Origin of the sequence: Nonomuraea sp. NPDC049607, from assembly GCF_040675375.1 — a bacterium.
In the GTDB taxonomy this organism is placed as follows: Bacteria; Actinomycetota; Actinomycetes; order Streptosporangiales; family Streptosporangiaceae; genus Nonomuraea.
Window position 1 is genome coordinate 18,488 of record NZ_JBFAOV010000046.1, and the last position, 18,585, is coordinate 37,072.

Consider the following 18,585-nt stretch of genomic DNA (forward strand, 5'->3'; position numbering starts at 1 on the left):
GGGAGGCGGCATGTCGCCGCTCGGGGAGCGGATTCACGGCGAGCGCGACCCGCTGCCGCGGGAAATGGCGGAGGTGGCGCCTCGCAGACCGTGTACTGGAGGCGCCCAAGTGAACCCTCGCCACCGCGATCGAGAACTCATACGACACGGTCGGCCCGTCATCCGGCGTCCCCCCCAGTGATCAGACCGCGTCCTCGTCGACCAGCGAAGCCATCGCGTGTGGACGCAGGACCATGAGCGAGCCTTCCAAGGTCGCCACCATGGCAGTGGGGAACCGGTCGACCTCTAGACAGAGCGCAACGTCATCGGGATGGACTCCTTGACGTACCCCCTGCGCCAGTTCGGCGGCGGCGCGCGACTCGGCAGCGCGGCGGAGGAACTCAGCAGCATCCGTCCCGGCCTCGGTGACCCTCCGGGCGATGTATTGAGCACACGCCAGATCTTCGTCAGCCTGCCCGTCTTCGCCGGTGATCACGAACGTGACCCTGTCACTCGCGCGTGTCCGCAAGAGCCGAGCCGTCGCCTCCGCCACCACGAAGGCGGCGCACAGCACCAGCGACGCCTTCTTGACCGCAAGGGCGCCGACCGTTCCCGCCGTGGTCTTCTGCACAACGGTCCGTCCGCCCAGGTCAAGAGACCGCAGCAGGCCCGGTGAGTTGACGGTGTCGAACCCGGGCGCCGGCGGACCGTCTTTGAGTGCCACCCAATCCGGGTGGCGAGCCTTGAGCGCGAGGGCTTCGTCCAGCGACTCAGCAAGAACGATCTTTTCCGCCCCCTGGGCGAAGGCCCAAGCGGCCACGGTGAAGGCACGCATGACGTCGACCACGACCGCCACGGGCGGGACTTCGACCAGATCGGCAATACCAACGAAACGAGCGTCCATTTCGGACATGCTCGCACATACCCGACCGGGCTCCTTGCTCCCGGGGAGATCGCCAGAAGTCGCGGCTTCCACGATGAGACCATCATCAGAGTCACCGTTCGGCGCATGCGGAGCCGTGTTTCGGTGGCACGCGATACGATCTTGCCCACCCAAAAGGGGGTGGACATGATCAAGGCGGGCGCCTGGATGCTGGCCATCGGCGCAGTTGTCCTACTGGTCTGGCTGGTGGTGGCCAAGGACGCGGAAGAGCCCCGGTGCGGTTTCGACCGGATGAGCCCAGGTGACTACTGCTCCAGCAGAAAGTCGGGGCCGAACAGCTACGAGGAGTCCAAGAGTGACTCTGCGGCCGTAGCGTCCGGAATGCTGCTGGTCGGCGGGACCCTCACCGGGGGCGGCGTGCTCCTGCTGGCCGGCGGCCTGTTGCGCGACAGCCTGGACGTCCCCATGACACGCCTGCGCGCATGGCGCCGGACCAGAGGCGCGGCGCGCACCCCCCGAGCGAGGCTCGTACGGAAGATCCGCGGCACCCACGTTCCCGTCGTTCCCCAGGGCTACAGCGCGCGACAGGTCGACGCCCTGATCAACCAGATCATCGCGGGCCTGGAGGGGCCGGGCCCCACTGTCCGCGCGGGGGCCTCCTCGAACGGGATCAGGATCTCCCCCAGCTTCTCGATCACCTCTCCAGGCCTGGACAGGAGCGCCGTCGACAAGTTCCTTGTTGAGCTGGACGACGCGATGGACCGGCTCTGAGCCGCGCGACAGCAGCCGGCCGCCGACGTGAACGCGGCGGTGCAGCCGGTGACGTGGGCGACGTCCTTGAGCACGTCCAGCGGATCGATCGCCCCACCGGCAGGAGATCTCCGCCTTCAGGGCGGCCGACTCCTCCTGCTTGTCCAGCGGCGGCACGCCGATCCACGGCTCGCCCTTCTTCGCGTGATCGTCACCCCGCCGTCCAGGGCGGCGTTGCAGGTCGGCGACGAACGCCACCGCCTCTCGCGGCGCCGGACGGCCTTGTCGTCAGTGAGCGAACTCTTCGCGCAAGAACGTCAGTGCTTGTTCGCAATGTGCGACGACGGTGCTGCGCTGGCCGGACTGGATCCAGGCGACAACCGCCACGCGGATCGTCCCGGTGACGGCGTGGGTGATGACACGCGCGCGGAACTCGGCCTCGGGAGTCCGGGGCACTCCGGCCAGCAGGGCTTCGACGACGTGCTCCTGGTCGCGCCACACCAACTGGTGGATGCGAGCTTGAAGTGCCGGCGTGGCGTCGAACAGGTGATATGCGCCGCGTGCGCGTTCGGGGCGGCGGGCGGCCAGTGCAGTGATCATCGACCGCGCCACGAGGTCCACGTCTGTTTCGTGAGGGCGGCGCTCGGCGAGGGCCGCCCTCATCGCGGTCTCCACCTCAGGGTCGACCACGAGAACGTCTTCTTTGGCGGGAAAGTAACGGTAGAAGGTCCGCGGCGACACGTCGGCCGCCGCCGCGATCTCCTCCACCGATACGGCGTCGTACCCCTTCTCCTCGAACAGTTGCAGGGCCGCGTCGATGATCGCGTTCTGCGTACGCCGCTTTCGGCGCTCTCGCAGGTTGGACTCGGCATCACGGGCTGTCACGGTCGAGACCGTAGCACGGCCTGACATATCTGCCAAATGACAGTGTTGCCATAGTGACACATCTGCCATTAGTGTCCGCATGCGGCGATCGCCCGCACACCACCAAGCGGGAGAAGACGGGCATGAGCCTTGAAGACGTCATGAATCACTACTGGGAGGCATACAACGGCCACGATGTGGATGCCGTTCTCGCGCTCATGTCGGACGACATGATCATCCAGTTCCCCACCACCCCAGAGCCGATCCAGGGCAAGGAGAACCTCCGGCCAGTGTGGTCGATGCTCTTCGCCAAGGTCACCCCTGACATCCACGAGGAGGTGGTCAGGACCGTGGTCGAGGGCGAAACGGTCGCCTGCGAGTTCGTCGAGACCGGCACCCTCACTGTCCCGCCGGGGTTGGCCGACGCCCTTGTCACCGGTCCGACGCGTGGTCGTCCGTACAGGATGGACATCGCCGCGTTCTTCTCCTTCAACCGTGAAGGCCTGATCACGCGGGTGCGCTCCTATTGGGACACCGGGGCATTCGCCGAGCAGATCGGCCTCGACGTCGCCGTCATTCGCTCCATGCAGTCTCGCGCTCGAACGCTTGCGTGAGTCTCCGAAGCGAACCGGAACACCGCTGCCGGGAATCATCCGTGGCCCCTTGCACACACCTGGATGTCGCCGGCCATGACGTCGTCAGTGGCGGTCACGGCTGAATTTCGTCAATCCGGCATGAACGGTCGGATCTTGTCGCCGGTCACCGACCTGACTCGGCTATACGCGTGTCGCGGTGCGGACGAGGTCGGCGACGGCTCTGGATCTGCTGTGCGGCGGCCACGCGATGACGGTCGTGACCGCCGGGGCGTCCGGCACCGGCACGACGGCGTGGTCGTCGCGTAGCTGGTCGCGGAGCGACTCGGGCACGACGGCGCAGGCCAGCCCGAGGGCGATCAGCTGGAACAGTTGGGTATGGTCGCGCACCTGCGGGCCGGGGCCGTCCGGATGACCGCCATCCGGTCCAGGCCAGCGCGGCAGGGGCAGGTCCGTCTGGGCCTTGACCTCGTCCAACGACAGATACGCCCGGTTGGCGAGGGGATGCCCCTTGGGCAGGACCACGACCTGCTGTTCGGTGTGCAGATCCTCGGTGTCGAATCCGGCTGTCGTGTCGTAGGGCCGGTGGAGCAGAGCAACGTCGGCACGCCCGGTGCGCAGCAGCGGTTCCGGCTCGCCCGGCCCGCACAGCATCACCTCGACGGCCACGGCGCCAGGTTCAGCGGCGTAGGCGTGCAGCAGCTTCGACAAGAGTTCCCTGGACGCTCCGGCCTTGGTCGCCAGGACCACACCGGGCCGGTCGGCCGCGGCGCGGCGGGTGCGGCGCTCGGCGGCTTCGACCGCGTCGAGCGCGAGCCGGGCCTCCCGGAGCAGCACCGACCCGGCCTCGGTCAAGGCGACCGCGCGAGCGGTGCGGTGCAGCAGAACGACTCCGAGCCGCCGTTCCAGCTGCTGGATCGCCCGCGACAGGGGTGGCTGCGCCATCGCGAGCCGTTGTGCCGCCCGCCCGAAGTGCAACTCCTCGGCTACCGCGACGAAGTATCGCAACTCCCGCGTCTCCACCGGCTCATCGTATCCGGCGCTGACCTTGACCAATACCCGTGCGGTATCGTCGCCCACCTGACCGGTCTTGGACGCCCCACCCGAGTCCGCAACATGATCGACGGCATGAGTGAACGGACGATCGCGCTGGTGACCGGCGCGAACAAGGGGATCGGATACGAGATCGCCGCGGGCCTGGGCGCCCTTGGCTGGCGAGTCGGTGTGGGCGCGAGGGATCGACAACGCCGCGACACCGCGGTCGAGAAGCTGCGCGCGGCCGGGACCGATGCGTTCGGCGTGCCGCTCGACGTCACCGACGACGAAAGTGTCGCCGCCGCGGCCGAGCTGATCGCCGGCCATGCCGGAGGGCTCGACGTCCTGGTCAACAATGCCGCGATCACCGGCGGGATGCCACAGACGCCGACCACGGTCGAGCCCGCGACCGTGCGAGCTGTCGTGGAAACCAACGTGATCGGCGTCATCCGGGTCACCAACGCGATGCTGCCGATGCTGCGCGACTCGGCGTCACCGCGGATCGTCAACATGTCCAGCAGCGTCGGCTCGCTCACCCTGCACACCACACCGGGCATCGACATGGGCCAGGTTCCCGCCGCCTACTTGGCCTCGAAGACCTTCCTCAACGCGCTCACCATCCAGTACGTCAAGGAACTGAGCGGCACCAACATCCTGATCAACTCCGGCTGCCCCGGCTTCACCGCCACCGACCTCAACGGCTTCCAAGGCGTCCGCACACCACAACAGGGCGCGGCCATCGCGATCCGCCTCGCAACCCTGCCTGACGACGGACCGACCGGCCGGTTCTTCGACGACGCCGGAACGGTGCCCTGGTGACAGCCACACCAGCACGCCGTCGCAGGAGAAGCAAGACAATGCCAAAGGCAGTCAGATACGACGAGTTCGGTGGAATCGAGGTGTTGCGGGTCGACGAGGTCGACCGGCCAGTGCCCGAGAGCGGGCAGGTCCTCGTACGGGTCAAGGCCGCAGGCGTCAACCCCGGCGAGGCGGCCATACGCACCGGCGCGATGGCCGGCCGGTGACCGGGTCCGGGTCGCCGGCGGCAAGGGCGACGCGGGCGTGCCGCTCGGTGAGGAACACCGGCCCCATACTGCGGTCGGCAAGCAATCTCGGTAGCCGGAGGCCGCCGCGAAGACGCGCACCTGATCCCTCACCCGGCCCGGGTCGGCTGTGATCGGGCAGCTCAGTAGGCTCGCCCATCCCTCACCGGCCTTCCTCGCCGCGCGCGAACCCTGCGGTTTGCGCTGTCCTGGCGTGTCGGTCCGCGAACGTTACCCGGCGGCAGCGTCCAGGAAGATCGCATGGGGCATAACGCGTGCAGCTGCCTGGATCGCGGGCCGCCGCTGTGTGTACGTGTGGATGGGAACTCATGAGCAACGCGACTCCGGCGATCGGACCAGGGCAGTTCGAGACCGGCGACATCGGCAGGCTCTCCCGGGACGTGAACCTGTTCCGCGGCGACGTCAACTATCCGCAGAAGCTCGTGCAGCTGCCTGGTGTGCCGGGTGACGACACGCTCTCGGTCGGCGTCGCGCTGCACTACCGCAGCAACGTCAGCGACCAGGTCACCCAATGGAACCTGGACGCCCCCACCGGGATCGCCGGTCTGGGCTGGTACCTGGCCTGGGACAGGATCGAGGCCGCCGCCACCGGGTCCGTGAGCGCCGCCACCCGGTACGTCTACTGGTCGGCCGGCGTCTCCAACACGCTGGTCCCGGACGCGACGCCATGGCCGCGGGTGAGCCTGGACGCCGCCGCCACGGCCACGCTCGCCCAAGGCACGGTGTCGGCGGAGGTCGTGGCCGCCTTCGCCGCGCAAGGCGTGCCACTCGACGCGGCGGCGACGGTCGCCGGCGGCGGCACGGACTGGACGATCAGCGACGACACCTGGGAACGCGTGTTCTCGGTGGTGGCGACCGGCACCGGCGCCCAGGTGTGCGACGGGGGTTCGCGCTTCCAACTGCAGGACTACGAGTTCTGGCAGATCTCCTACTACGCCGGTTACCAGAAATGGGAGATCACGACCGACTCCGGCGAGGTGCGGACGTTCGGCGGCGGGCTCGGCAGGACGGCGGAGCAGTACGCGACCAGCGCGGGCAACAGCGTCGAGTGGGCGGTCAAATGGGGCGGGCCGTCGGGCACGTGGACCGGCCCGTCGACCGTGGCCGCGGGTCAGCAGCAGTACGCGCGGGCCTGGAACCTGAGCGCGCGCCGGGACCGCTGGGGATCGTCGGTCTCGTACGCGTACAACGAGTTCCCCAGGGGCACGGACGGCCTGCTCGGGAACAACGCCGAGCAGCTGGTCGGCACCGGCCTGCCGTACACCAAGGCCATCTATCCGACGAGCGTCACCAGCGTGGCCGGCCAGGTCGTGACGTTCCGCTACGGTGACAAGACGTTCACCGCCGACGTGCAGGAGTACCTCGACCCGCACAAGGAGCTGCAACCGGCAGAGGCGCCGGAGACGCCGCCGGCGAACCTCTGCGGGGCGAACGCCTATCAGGACCGCTACGAGACCCTCTACCTGAGCGGTCTCGACGTGAGCGCCTCGACCGGTGCGCTGCTGTTCGCGGTCGACCTGGACTACACCGCGCCGCAGGTGGTGTCGACGACGCCGGCGGAACTGTCGGCGACGGCCGTCAAGCGGTATCTCGCCGGGGTGAGCGAGCGCAACGCCGCCGGGGCGGCGCTGCCCGGCTACGCCTTCGACTACTACGTCGACGCCGCCGACGGCCCGAACCTCGGCGCGCTGCAGTCGGTCACCTACCCGCAGGGCGCCGTCGCCACCTGGTCCTACGCCGAGTCCGGCCTGGACGTCTGTGACCGCGCCACGCCCGTCATCGCGCCGGCGGACGTGCTCGGCGCGGGCGCGACCCCGCTGGTCTGGAGCGGCGCGGACTATGTCGTGTCGGTCTGGCTCAACGCCGAGCGGACGATGGCGGCGCTGGACGTGTACACGTGGCTGGGCCGCTGGTCGCACTGGTCCGGCGGCACGATCTATGACGACCAGGACAACCCGCTCGACGCCGGCGACACCCAGGTCGTCACGGGCGACGACACGTTCGCGCTGGCGCTGGTCGCCCAGGACGACAGCCGGAGCCACGTCACGCTCTTCAGCCGCACTCCGACGCGTCCGGACCAGTGGGCGGCGACCGGCGTGCCGGCGCTGACCGGCGTGGCGACGATCACCGCCGGCAGCGCCTTCGTCGCCGCCGTGCTGGCCGACGGTTCGTCCTATGACCTGTATCGCTGGGCGTGGGACTGGCGCGGCGGCTGGTCCGGGACGGACGAACCGGTGCAGAGCGGATCGTCGCCGCTGTTCGCACTCGGCGCCGCGGAGTGCCTGCTGGTGGCCGAGACCTCCCTCGACGGCACCGACGTGTCGCTGGCCTGGCTGGACGGGTTCGCGACCTGGCACGACGGCGACACGATCACGTTGCAGGGACACACGGTCGGCGACAGCGACGGCCATCAGCTGCTCTGGGACGCCGGCCCGTCGGCAGCCGCGCTGTCGTTCGCGGAGGGCCGGCCCGGCATGACGTACGGGCTGCAGCTGCTGCGCTGGGACCTGGACTACCACTTCACCGACACCGCCTACGCCGGAGGGCTGCAGTCGGAGCCGATCGACGCCGACCAGCCGGTGACGTGGCCGCCCCAGCCGGAGGTGGTGGACGGCGCGTTCGTCGCCGTCCGCCAGAACCTGTTCCGCTTCGACGCGGGAACCTGGCACAGCACGAGTTTCGCCACCTCCAGCCAGGGGGCCGGCTGGCTCGCGTTCGCCTACGGCGACGACGTCGCGGTCCAGGTCGTCAACGACTACACCGACGCGGCCACCGAGCTGATGGCCTACGACCCGGACGGCGACGGGTTCGCCGCCCAGCCGACGCCGATCACGACCGCGCTGCCGCAAGGGGGCAGCATCGAGACCCAGGGCTGGCCGTCCGCGTCGGGCGGGGACTTCATCGTCGCCCGCAACTCCGTCTTCTACCGGGGCACGTCGACGACCTGGGCAGAGCCGGTGCGGCAGCCGGTGTTCGCGCTGACGTCGACCTCGGAGCTGGCCACCGACGTCGACTCGCGCAGCATCGTCAACCAGGCGCCGGCCTTCCTCGCCTACCTCGTCAGCGACGCGGCGGTGGCTGCGGACGACGCGGTCCAGCTGCTCGTGCTGCGCAACGGGGGCGTGCTCCAGCCGCTGCCGGACCCGCTGGGGAGCTCGGCGTACTACGTCCCGGGCGTGTCGCCGGGCGCCACGGCCGGCCAGTGGCCCGCGGGGCCGTTCTCGCTGGTCGTCTACGCCGCCACGGAGGGCGGGTTCAGCCAGGCGCCGTCCTACCGGGTGTACCGGTACGCCGGTCAGGCGATGAGCGGCCCGGTAACCGGCTACCCGGTCAGCACGCTGGTCATCGGCGACGGCTTCGGCGGCACGTACACGACCGGGTACGAGTTCGACGCGGCGACGGCGGCGTGCGATCCGACGGGGCAGGTCGTCAAGTACTACCGGGCAGCGGTGTACGACGGCGCCGCCGACGCCGGTACCTCGGTCTTCGGGCGCACGGTCTACTCCTACCTCAACGGCACCCTGCCCGGGGCGAGCGATCTGTGTTTCGACGGGTTGCTGCGGCAGACGGCCGCGTTCGCGGGCGCGTTCACGTTCGCGACAGCCATGTCGAGCGCGCTCGGACTCGACCCGGACGCCGCGCCCGGCTCGCCGCAGCCCGTCCCCGACGGCCTCGCGCGGGCCTTCGCCGCCGCGGGCAGCACCCTGGGCAGCGGCGCCACGGTGCAGTACCTGCAGATCGACGGCGCGTACTGCTATTGGGCGGTGGCCGACCCGGCGTCGGGCCTGGCCTACAACATCGACTACACCGGCGACCCCGGCGCGTCCGACGCGGTGCGCGTGTTCACGGGGACGCCGGTGCACAGCCGCACGACCACGTGGTCGCTGTTCGATCAGCGCGGCCGGTCGCCGCAGGACCCCGTCCCGCAGCCGATCTATGGCACCTACGTGCGTCCGGCCGAGGTCGTCGAGCGCCGGCACGGCGTGCCGATGACGACGACGCTGGACTACGCCCCGATCGACCCGATGCGCCCGTTCCTCGTCCCGGCTCCGTTCTCCGGCGGCGTCGTGGGTCGTGGCTGGCAGCTCGCCACGGTCACCGGAAGCGTCGAGGCGCACGCCGAGCGGCTCACGTACGGGTACGAGCAGTATCCCGGGCTGCTCGCGGCGAACCTGCTGAAGCCGGTGGTCGCCTCGCTGCACACCGTGAGCGTCGACGGCGCCGCGGCGGTCACCGTCGGCTCCACGGCGACGACTTGGTCGTCCTGGTCGCAGCCGGGCAAGCAGGTGAGCGTCATGGCCGCCGCCCGGCAGTGGGCGTGGACCGGCGACCCGTCGGGCGGCGACGACGGGAGCTTCCCGTTCGACGGCGCTCCGGACCCGGCGTACTGGGTGACCACCAGCACCGCGACGGCCGTGAGCGCCCGGGGCGCGGTCTCCGAGTCCGCCGACCCGGCCGGGACGGTCCACGCTACGCTGGCCTCCGCCGACGGGCTGCTCGACCTCGCACATGTCGCCAACGCGAGCTTCACCGCCGGTCAGGCGGCCTACACCGGGTTCGAGACCTACGAGGACCTGACGGGGTGGACGCTCACCGGCGGGGCGAAATGGGACGACACCGACGCGCACACCGGTTCGAGCAGCCTGGCGCTGCCGGGCGCGGGCGCGACGGCCACCCGCGCGGCCCTGTCGCCGAAGACCGGCCAGACCTACGTCTTCACCGGCTGGTGCAAGACCGGCGCGGGCTTCACCCCGGGCACCTCGGGCTGGACGTTCACCGTCACCGCGGACGGCACGCCAACTTCCCGGTTCCTGCCGTTCCCCGACACCGGTGGCGCCTGGTCGCCCCAGTCGGCGGCGATCGCCGTGCCGGCGGGCGGCGACGTCACGCTCGCCGTCGCCGCCGCCAACACCACCACGGCGGCGGTGCACGCCGACGACGTCACCGTGGTGCCGCTGACCGCGCAGTTCACCGCCCGGTCCTACGACGCCGCGAGCCGGCTGCCGCTGGCCCGCATCGACCGCGCCGGGCACACCTGGCACCTGATCCGCGACACCTTCCTGCGCGTGATCGGCGGCACCACCTCGGCAGGGGCGCCGTCGTCCCTGCAGCTCAAATACCTGTCCCGGCAGGGCAATCCGGACGGCTTCGACGGCGCCGACCCCAACGGGTCGCTGGCGGTGAAGTGCTTCTCCGGCGGCAGCCACCAGACGTTCCGGGACGGGACCGGATGGCAGGCCGACTGGACGCCGTCGGCCGCCACGGCGTTCACCGCCACCGGTGGCGTGCTCGCCCACCAGCCGTCCGCGCAGAGCGACTCGCTCGGCTATGCGGTGTCGCCCGGGCCGTCGTACGCGCTCTACGTCGAGCTCGCCCCGCTCGGCGACGGCCCGCTCCAGCTCACCGACGACTTCGCGATCACGGCCGGCGACGACGCCGCCGTCACCTTCGACCCCGCCACCGCGCAGTGGCGGCTCGCACTCGACGGCACGCCGACCGGCTCACCGGCCTCCGTCGCGGGGCCGCCCACGTGGTGCCTGCTCGTCCTGATCGGCGGACGGCTGATCTTCTACGCCGACGGCCGGCAGCTGTTCGCCGAGCAGACGCAGGCGGGCGGCGCGCCGACCGTCGTCGTCGGCCGCAACGGGCTCGCCATCGCCAACCTCGTGCTCCTCGACGGCCCGGCGCTACGGCTCAGGCACAGCGACGCGACGGGAGCGGCCTGCCAGGATCACGTCCTGACGAACGAGGACTACCTGGTGTCGCAGACCATCCGCGACGGGTGCGCCCGAAAGATCGCGCGCACCGAACCGGCGCCGGGACTGTTCGGCGGCGGCGCGTCCCTGCCGGTCCTGGCCTACCGCGGCGGGCTGGTCGACGTACCGGCCTTCCTCGCCGGGCTCGACGGCGACGCGACGATGACCGGGGACGTCGCCGACTGGTACGACGGGACCCACGACTCCGACGACGGCGGTTACCCGTACACGCGCGCCGTCCTCGAACCGGCGCGGCACGCCCGCCCGGTCGAACTCGGCTTCCCCGGCATCGACCACGCCGTCATCGACCGCGGATCGACCACGCCGGCCGCCCGGGCCACCGTCCAGTTCGGGTACGACGCGAACGAGGAGGCGCTGCCGTACGGGCTGAACCCGCCGGACGCGACGTTCCAGCTCACCACCCGCACGAGCCAGACGAAGACCGCGATGACCACGCTGCGCGACGCGAGCGGCCGGCCCGCCGCACGCTACACCCCGGCGGGCGCGGACGCGGCGCTCGACACGGTCACGCCGCAGTACGCGAACGGCATGGCCGACACCGTCACGGCGCTGCCCGACTCCTACACCTACGGCGAGCCGGCGCAGTCGCTCACCCACCGGGAGAACGCCGTCGGGCAGGTGGTCGAGGACCTCTCGCCGGACACCGGAGCCACCCGCTACCTGTTCGACCGCGGCGGGCGGGTGCGCTTCGTCCAGGACGCGGCCGCGCAGGCCGCCGGTCTGTTCGCCTACCACACGTGGGACGTCCTGGGCCGGCGGCTGTCGTCGGGCACCGTCACCCTCGGCTGGGACTCCGGCTCGCTCCAGCAGTACGCCGACGAGCCGTGCTGGCCGGAGGACCAGACGGAGACGCCGTACCAGGTGACGCGGCGCTGGACGTACGACGGCGACGGCGGCGATCTCGCGGCGCTGGACCACGTCGTCGGCACGGTGGCGGTCACCGGCTCGGGCGCGTCGTCGTACGAGGTCGCCGAGAGTTTCGGCTGGGCGCCGGACGGCACGCTCGCGAGCAGGACGGTGCGGATGAGCCAGGACGGGAGCACGCTCGGCACGTTCACCACCACCTACGAGTTCGACAACCAGGGCCGAGCCACCCGCGTCGGCTACCCGTGCGCGTCCGGAACCGGGCTCACGGCCGTGCGCTACACCTACGACGGCCGGGACAACGTCGTGAGCGTCGCCGACGACGACGGCACTCCGCTGGCGACCTACGCCTACGACCCCCGGGGGCGGCCCGTCAAGCACGCCTACCCCGGCGGCTGCGCCGGATCGGCCGCCTTCGACCCGCTCGGCCGGCTGAACTCGCTCGCGGTCGCGTCCGGAGACACGGCGTTCGCGCTCGAACTCACCTACGACGTCGCCGGAAACCCGCAGACGCTCGTCGAGTCGGTCAGCGGCGACGGCGTCAAGGACACGGCGGCCGTGCGCTACAGCCACGACCCGCTGCAGCGGCTGCTGAGCGCCGACGACGCCGACGGGACTCGTACGGTCGGCGTCGGCTACACCACCACCGCGGGGCTGATCGACCAGAACGGCAACATCCAGACGCTCGCGCGCGGCGGCGGCGACCCGGCCCGCTTCGGTTACGCGGCGGGCACCAACCGGCTCACCTCGGTGACCCCTGCGAACGGCACCCCGGCGACCTGCTCCTACCAGGCCAACGGCCTGCTCACCCAGCGCGGCGACGACCTCACGCTGACCTACCTCGACGCCACCGCCCTGCCCGCCACGATCACCGGCACGGGCGGCACGACGCTGACCTTCGCCTACGACGTCAACGGCTACCGCCGGGTCAAACAGGTCGCCGGCGACGACGCGCCCGCGCTCTACGTGCACGCCGGGACACCGGGCCCGCTGCTCACCGTCGACGCGTCCGGCACCCCGACCGCCTGGGTGTACGGTCCCTGCGGGCTGGTCGCGATGATGCGCGGCGGCCTGCGCCACACGATCGTGACCGACCACCTGCGTACTCCCCGGCTGGTCCTCGACGATGACGGCGCGCTCGTCGCGGCCTACTCCTTCGACGTGTTCGGCCGTCAGGTGCTGGCCCACGAGCCGTCGCCGGGCTTCGTGCCGATGTCGTTCACCGGGCAGGAACTCGACGCCGAGACCGGCCTGTACGCGTTCCCGGCCCGCCTGTACGACCCGTCGATCGCCCGGTTCCTCAACCCCGACCCGGCCGGCCAGTACGCCAGCCCGTACGTCTACGCGGGCAACCAGCCGGCGCTGCTGACGGACCCGACCGGCGCGATGACCGCGATGGGCGAGGCCGGCATCGAGGCCGCACTCACCCTGCTCATCCTGGCCAGCGCGATCGCCACCGCCGGGGCGACCGCCGCGCTGGTGCCGGCGGCGTTCGCGGCCGAGGGCATCTTCGGCGGCCTGGCCGGCGCGGTGGCGACGGGAGCCGGCATCGGCGCCGCCGGTGGCGGCATCATGGGCGCGGCCGGCAGCGGGCTCGAATACGCCGTGACCACTCCTCCGGGCAACTGGAGCGGTAAGGCGTTCGGCCTGGACTTCGGCATCGGTCTGGCCGCCGGCGCCGCCGGAGGGCTGGTGACCGGCGGCATCAGCGGGGGGCTGTCGTCCTTGCTGGAGCCGGCGGCGGCCGCCGGGGCGGCCGCGGCGCCGGGTGCCGAGTCCGCCGAGGCCGGAGTCGTCGAGGCCGCGGGGCCGCCGCTGGCGCAGGTGACGCAGGAAGGCGGCGGCGCCATCGACCAGGTCGCGCCGTCCGCCGGAGCCGAGCCGCCCGGGGAGCAACCACCGGCCGGCGCGGCGCAGGAGCGGGCGCCGGCGCCCGCCCGGCCCGCCTCCGCCGCCACGCGCGCCCTGCAGTACGCGAAGCCGGCGCTGGTCCGCGGCCTGATCGCGGCGGCGTCCGGCGGGCCGGGCGGGGCGGTGCAGGGAGCGGTGAAGCAGGTGATGTGCAACGTGGCCGAGGACCGGCCGCTGCGCCAGGGCGTCGGCATGGAGAGTCTGTCCTACCTGGGCTTCGGCATGGGGACGTCGCTGCTGGGCGTGGTGGCCCAGGGCGGTGCCGAGTGGGGGGACATCAACGCCGGCACCCTCAAGACGGCCTGGACCAACGACCCGTGGGCGACCGTCGCGATCTCCGCCCTGCCGCTGGTGCTCCTCGGCGGCGGGTACCTGTGCTACACGAATCTCCGGTTCGGCTTCTAGGAGGAGTCATGGCTCATCTCAGCGTCCGTACGCAGAAGATGCCCTCGGGCAACGCCTTCGCCTCGCCGGTCGTGTTCGACTTCAGCGGCGACGTCGGCCAGGGTGAGCAGATCCTCGCCTATGCCGTCGCGCTGAGCGGCTTCCTGCTCAACTACGTGACCAACTCGGTGTACTGGGCCGAACCGGTGGGAGCCGTCGGCGCGTCCCTGACGCCCAACCTGTTCGGCGACACCCTCGCCGTGGGCGGCAACGTCATGCTCACCGACTACAACGGCGACACCGCGCGCTGCTTCTGGGACGGGGAGTCGGACCCCGCCAGCGTGGTGCAGGTGACCGCGCTGGCCGTGATCGGCACCTCCGTCACGACCGCGGTCTGCGGGACGACCTTCGGCCTGAAGTCCGGCGCGGACTCGCCGCCGATCTACGTCCCCGACGGCGCCGAGAATCTGGCGTTCCTCTCCGGGTTCTCCGTCGCCAGCGCCACCGGCTCGCGCGGCTACATCGGCGGCCTCACGCTGAGCTCGGGCGTCTCCTCGCCGCTGAACGACCAGGTGCAGGTCAACGGCACCACCGCCCTGACGGACTTCCAGTCCGGCGGCACCGTCGACGTCGGCCTGCTGTCCTACCTTCCCGACCTGACGGGGTTCGACGTGGTGCGGACGGTGGACGTGACCTGGGCCGCTCCCGACAAGGAGAACGGCATGACGGGAACGTTCCAGGCGACGTTCACCATCCCCGACGGTTACTCGCAGATCGCGAACGCGGCCATCCTGCTCCAGGACGTCACGATCGTCTACGGGGACACCACCACTCTGGAGCTCATCGGGGCGATGCAGTCGTCCGACCTGACCATTTCCGGCGCCCAAGTATCCGGAAATTTCACCCTCAACATCTACAACCCGGACTGGGGCGCCGGAACCTACATCACCTCAGACAGCACCGCCACGATGGCCGTCATCGCCCAGTTCGCCTGACAGGAGCGCCACCATGCCGATCGCCATCCAGACGCAGAAGATCACCGGCAGCGGCTCGGGAACCTTCGCCTTCACCGGCACCGTGGGGCCCTTCGTCTACGCGCTGAGCTACCTGAACTGGCAGACGCAGCCGCCCAACGCGCAGATCCAGAACATCGGCGTGTCCCTGCAGGTGGGCAGCGACGCCGAAGCGGATTCGACGACCGTCATCATCAACCAGACCCTGCTCATGGACGACATCGACACCTCCTCGTCCTACACCTACGTCACGGTCGTCGCCTGGATCGGCTCGGACGACCCGTCCGGGCTCGTCATGCAGAACCAGCATGGAATCCCGGTCGACCAGATGTCGTCGCAGGTGGCGCAGGAGCCGCTGCCGACGTCGTATCCGCCGGTGTACGCGGTCGCGGCCATCTCCGGCTTCTCGTACACGTTCGCCGAGGACGACTCCGACTTCCTGAGCCTCGGCGTCGGAGTGGGCGTCACGTACCCGCTCACGTCGCGCACGCCCGCGGTGTCGGCGGTCGCCGGCGGCATCTGGACCGGCGACTCGGCCTTCTCGGGCACGGTCGACGCCGCCGTCATCGCGATGACCCCCGAGGGAACCGGCCTCGGCCTCGGCCTCGCCTACCTGCCCAACGTCGCCCCCGTGACCCAGACCGTCGGGCCGCTGCCCGCCCTCGGTGGCGCGAGCGTGGCCTCGGCGGCCTACCTCCTGCAGTCGTTCTGGCCCCAGTTCGACCCCACGCTCGATCCCACGCCGGACCTCTCGCAGATCTGCTTCGGTGTCTCCCCGACGTCGGTGATGCTCAACGAGCCGGACGTCGGGGAGGTGACCGCCGTCTCCGAGCAGGGACTCCAGGACAATGACTACAACGGGTCGGGGACGACGGTCACGGCCGCGAACGCGCTGGTGAACTACCTCCTGGTGGAATGCTCATGACCTTTCCACCTCGGCTCCCGCACTCAAGATGCTGCTCAGCTCCAACCGCGCGAAGCCGTCCTCAACGACCGCGCCGACGAGCCGGGACCCGACCCGGCAGCCTCCTCCACACATGGCCGGTCGGCCGCGGCTCCTCTTCGGCGAGGCGATCGATCTCGGGCACGTCCGGGACGGCATGCCTGGCGCTGCGGCCGGCGAAGGTGGCGTTCGCGATCTGGACGGCGTAGAGCCTGCACAAATCTCGGACGTCGCGCAGTTCGTTCTCGGTGTGGCCGTGGGCGCCGGCCGCCACGGCCTTGATCCCGGTGTTCGTGTTCCACGCCCACAGCTCGTCACTGACCTCCCACGGCTTCGGCTCGGCCACCTGTGCTCCTCTCTCGGCCACAGGACCTCTCAACCGCGGGCGGGGCGGCGGCGCAGGTGGTAGGAGTAGGCCAGGGCGAGCACTATCGGGCCCCACAGCGCCGTCGGGGTGATGGACACCATCGCCAGCGCCCGCCACCAGCCATTCTCGTACGCGATGCTGTCGGAGACGCCGACCCAGGAGAGCATCATCCAGACCGATGCTGAGCAGCGCCGCCAGCTCGGTGAGCACGCTGAGCCCGAAGACATAGGGGATGCTGATCCACAACGGTGCCACAGGCGCGTCGTTGAGCTGGCCCATGTCGAAGTGAAAGGCGAACGGCAACCTCCACAGGCACGTGGGGAGCAGCAGCCAGGGAAGCGCGTAGGCGGTGCGGGTGACTCGCCTCCCCCACGCGAGCTGGTTACGGCTTCCGCACATGGCCGGATGGACGGGGTCAGGTGACGGATTGCGCCACCAAAGCCATGGCCTGCCGCATGGCGTTCCGTACCTCGCCGGGTCCGTCGCCGCGCTGCAGCGCGGTCAGTGCGGCTGCGCTGATCGCGCCCACCATCGCGCCGACCAAGGCGGAGGCGGTGATCGTGTCGAGCCTGTCGGGGAATGCCCGCTGCAGAGCCTGGGCCAGTTCGGCCTGCGCAGTGAGGTATCGCTGAAGCAGCCGTGCCTGTAGCGCCGGCACCGAGGCCGCGAGCCGCGCCCGCAGTGCCGCGAGCCCGCTGGGGAGGTCGCTGTCCCAGGTGTCGGCGATCATCTGGTCCATCGCCCGCACCAGCACCTCGGACAGCTGTTCCCCGGCGCGGCGCTCGGCGATCGCCTGCAGCGCCAGATCGACGCGCACGTCGGCATTGGCCAGAAGCACATCCTCCCTGGTCTGGAAGTGGAGGAAGAAGGTGCGGGGGGACACCTCCGCGGCGTCGGCGATCTCGGCCACCGTCACGTGGTCGTAGCCCTTGTCCTCGAACAGGCGGACCGCCGCCTCGATGAGGGCCTGCCGGGTGCGCTGCTTCTTGCGCTCTCGCAGTCCGTGCTTCTCCATCACGCAGGGCAGTTTATTACATCTTCTGAATTAATGCATACTGTGAATCAGTACATAGACTGCAGTCAGTGAAGGAGATCGTTCATGGGAAGTCTGGACGGACGCGTCGTCCTCATCACCGGAGCAGGGCGCGGCATCGGGCGGGAAGAGGCGCTGTTCTTCGCCGCCGAAGGGGCCAAGGTCGTTGTCAACGACCCCGGCGTCGCCATCGACGGCAGGGGCGGCGACGCCGGCGTAGCCGCGAAGGTCGTCGAGGAGATCACTGCCCACGGCGGACAGGCCGTGGCCAACACCGACAGCGTCACCAACTGGGACGGCGCCCGCCGCATGGTGGAGACGGCTCTGGAGTCCTTCGGCGACCTGCACGTCGTGGTCAACAACGCGACCATCGAACGGAACATGGGCCTGACCGACCTGTCGGCGGAGGACTTCGACGACGTCGTGGCCGTCAAGCTGAAGGGCACCTTCGCGGTAACGCACTGGGCGGCCCGCCACTGGCGCGACCGGCATCAGGCAGGGGTCCACGCCGACCGCGCCGTGGTCAACACCTCCTCCGGCTCCGGGCTGCTCAACCCGCTGCCCGCGCAGGTCTCCTATGCGGCAGGCAACGCCGGGGTCGCGGCGCTGACCACCGTGGCCGCCCTCGAACTCGGCCGGTACGGCGTGCGGGTCAACTGCATCTCGCCCTCGATGGCCCGGACCCGCCTCACTCTCGCCGTTCCAGGTATGAGCGAGGAACCGCCGGCGGGCCGGTTCGACCCACTGCACCCGGCCGCCTGCGCACCTGTTGCCGCCTACCTGGCCGGCGCAGCCTGCCCGCTCACCGGCCAGGTGCTGTCGGTACGAGGCGGAACGGTCACGGTCAATCATGGCTGGTCCCTCGGCGGCCACATTCACAAAGACGGGCTGTGGAGCGTGCAGGAACTGGCCGAGAAGGTGAAGGAGCTGCCGATGGACGACCCGTTCGACAAGCTCGCCCAGGCCCTGTCCGGCGCACTCGGCACCATCGGACGCGACCGACTCCAGGAGATGATCAACGCCCTGCTTGACCAGGAAGTTCACTCCGAGGCAATCTAGGCACTCCGATCATCGCAGGTCGGAGGCACCTTTCTCCATTAACGATCCTCTGGATGAAATTCCGGC

Annotated in this window: 14 protein-coding genes; 8 read left to right on the plus strand and 6 right to left on the minus strand. The window is 70.5% G+C overall.

Going from position 1 to position 18,585, the window contains the following annotated elements:
- Positions 1-181: 181 nt before the first annotated feature.
- Positions 182-892, minus strand: a complete 711-nt coding sequence (locus AB0J97_RS45895) for a 2-phosphosulfolactate phosphatase (RefSeq protein ID WP_364102040.1) — start codon at positions 890-892, stop codon at positions 182-184.
- Between the two features lie 156 nt (positions 893-1,048).
- On the opposite strand from AB0J97_RS45895, the gene AB0J97_RS45900 reads away from it, so the two are divergent.
- On the plus strand, positions 1,049-1,633 hold the full coding sequence (locus AB0J97_RS45900) for a hypothetical protein (protein WP_364102043.1): 585 nt from the start codon (positions 1,049-1,051) through the stop codon (positions 1,631-1,633).
- Positions 1,634-1,900: 267 nt separating this feature from the next.
- Here AB0J97_RS45900 and AB0J97_RS45905 read toward each other — a convergent pair whose 3' ends face one another.
- Positions 1,901-2,497 (minus strand): TetR family transcriptional regulator, encoded by a 597-nt coding sequence (locus AB0J97_RS45905; protein WP_364102046.1) that lies wholly within the window; start codon positions 2,495-2,497, stop codon positions 1,901-1,903.
- 122 nt (positions 2,498-2,619) lie between these two features.
- Here AB0J97_RS45905 and AB0J97_RS45910 point away from each other — a divergent pair, with 122 nt between their 5' ends.
- A complete protein-coding gene (locus AB0J97_RS45910) occupies positions 2,620-3,090 on the plus strand; it encodes a nuclear transport factor 2 family protein (RefSeq protein ID WP_364102049.1) in 471 nt (156 codons plus the stop codon).
- Positions 3,091-3,252: 162 nt separating this feature from the next.
- Here AB0J97_RS45910 and AB0J97_RS45915 read toward each other — a convergent pair whose 3' ends face one another.
- A complete protein-coding gene (locus AB0J97_RS45915) occupies positions 3,253-4,092 on the minus strand; it encodes a LysR family transcriptional regulator (RefSeq protein WP_364102052.1) in 840 nt (279 codons plus the stop codon).
- A gap of 93 nt (positions 4,093-4,185) precedes the next feature.
- On the opposite strand from AB0J97_RS45915, the gene AB0J97_RS45920 reads away from it, so the two are divergent.
- From AB0J97_RS45920 to AB0J97_RS45940, 5 genes are all read left to right on the plus strand, one after another.
- Positions 4,186-4,923: an SDR family oxidoreductase gene (locus tag AB0J97_RS45920; protein ID WP_364102055.1), complete on the plus strand. Its 738-nt coding sequence runs from the start codon at positions 4,186-4,188 to the stop codon at positions 4,921-4,923.
- 38 nt (positions 4,924-4,961) lie between these two features.
- The gene (locus tag AB0J97_RS45925; RefSeq protein ID WP_364102058.1) at positions 4,962-5,129 is read left to right on the plus strand and encodes a hypothetical protein; all 168 of its coding nucleotides are present in this window, start codon (positions 4,962-4,964) and stop codon (positions 5,127-5,129) included.
- A 347-nt stretch (positions 5,130-5,476) separates the two neighbouring features.
- Positions 5,477-14,125: an RHS repeat-associated core domain-containing protein gene (locus tag AB0J97_RS45930; RefSeq protein WP_364102061.1), complete on the plus strand. Its 8,649-nt coding sequence runs from the start codon at positions 5,477-5,479 to the stop codon at positions 14,123-14,125.
- 8 nt (positions 14,126-14,133) lie between these two features.
- Positions 14,134-15,099, plus strand: coding sequence for a hypothetical protein (locus AB0J97_RS45935; protein WP_364102064.1), 966 nt, complete (start codon positions 14,134-14,136; stop codon positions 15,097-15,099).
- 13 nt (positions 15,100-15,112) lie between these two features.
- The gene (locus AB0J97_RS45940; protein WP_364102067.1) at positions 15,113-16,042 is read left to right on the plus strand and encodes a hypothetical protein; all 930 of its coding nucleotides are present in this window, start codon (positions 15,113-15,115) and stop codon (positions 16,040-16,042) included.
- Positions 16,043-16,103: 61 nt separating this feature from the next.
- Here AB0J97_RS45940 and AB0J97_RS45945 read toward each other — a convergent pair whose 3' ends face one another.
- The 3 genes from AB0J97_RS45945 to AB0J97_RS45955 all read right to left on the minus strand — a co-directional run bounded on the left by AB0J97_RS45945 (position 16,104) and on the right by AB0J97_RS45955 (position 17,442).
- The gene (locus AB0J97_RS45945; RefSeq protein WP_364102070.1) at positions 16,104-16,406 is read right to left on the minus strand and encodes a hypothetical protein; all 303 of its coding nucleotides are present in this window, start codon (positions 16,404-16,406) and stop codon (positions 16,104-16,106) included.
- 29 nt (positions 16,407-16,435) lie between these two features.
- A complete protein-coding gene (locus tag AB0J97_RS45950) occupies positions 16,436-16,597 on the minus strand; it encodes a hypothetical protein (protein WP_364102073.1) in 162 nt (53 codons plus the stop codon).
- Between the two features lie 245 nt (positions 16,598-16,842).
- A complete protein-coding gene (locus AB0J97_RS45955) occupies positions 16,843-17,442 on the minus strand; it encodes a helix-turn-helix domain-containing protein (protein WP_364102150.1) in 600 nt (199 codons plus the stop codon).
- Positions 17,443-17,526: 84 nt separating this feature from the next.
- Here AB0J97_RS45955 and AB0J97_RS45960 point away from each other — a divergent pair, with 84 nt between their 5' ends.
- Positions 17,527-18,519 (plus strand): SDR family NAD(P)-dependent oxidoreductase, encoded by a 993-nt coding sequence (locus AB0J97_RS45960; RefSeq protein WP_364102076.1) that lies wholly within the window; start codon positions 17,527-17,529, stop codon positions 18,517-18,519.
- Positions 18,520-18,585 lie beyond the last annotated feature (66 nt).

What these genes read in the sequence shown, in the direction of transcription:
- AB0J97_RS45910 (WP_364102049.1), top strand. Translation starts at nt 2,620, where the DNA reads ATGAGCCTTGAAGACGTCATGAATCACTACTGGGAGGCATACAACGGC.
- AB0J97_RS45960 (WP_364102076.1), top strand. Translation starts at nt 17,527, where the DNA reads ATGGGAAGTCTGGACGGACGCGTCGTCCTCATCACCGGAGCAGGGCGC.
- AB0J97_RS45935 (WP_364102064.1), top strand. Translation starts at nt 14,134, where the DNA reads ATGGCTCATCTCAGCGTCCGTACGCAGAAGATGCCCTCGGGCAACGCC.
- AB0J97_RS45900 (WP_364102043.1), top strand. Translation starts at nt 1,049, where the DNA reads ATGATCAAGGCGGGCGCCTGGATGCTGGCCATCGGCGCAGTTGTCCTA.
- AB0J97_RS45950 (WP_364102073.1), bottom strand. Translation starts at nt 16,597, where the DNA reads ATGATGCTCTCCTGGGTCGGCGTCTCCGACAGCATCGCGTACGAGAAT.
- AB0J97_RS45955 (WP_364102150.1), bottom strand. Translation starts at nt 17,442, where the DNA reads ATGGAGAAGCACGGACTGCGAGAGCGCAAGAAGCAGCGCACCCGGCAG.
- AB0J97_RS45930 (WP_364102061.1), top strand. Translation starts at nt 5,477, where the DNA reads ATGAGCAACGCGACTCCGGCGATCGGACCAGGGCAGTTCGAGACCGGC.
- AB0J97_RS45940 (WP_364102067.1), top strand. Translation starts at nt 15,113, where the DNA reads ATGCCGATCGCCATCCAGACGCAGAAGATCACCGGCAGCGGCTCGGGA.
- AB0J97_RS45895 (WP_364102040.1), bottom strand. Translation starts at nt 892, where the DNA reads ATGTCCGAAATGGACGCTCGTTTCGTTGGTATTGCCGATCTGGTCGAA.
- AB0J97_RS45925 (WP_364102058.1), top strand. Translation starts at nt 4,962, where the DNA reads ATGCCAAAGGCAGTCAGATACGACGAGTTCGGTGGAATCGAGGTGTTG.
- AB0J97_RS45920 (WP_364102055.1), top strand. Translation starts at nt 4,186, where the DNA reads ATGATCGACGGCATGAGTGAACGGACGATCGCGCTGGTGACCGGCGCG.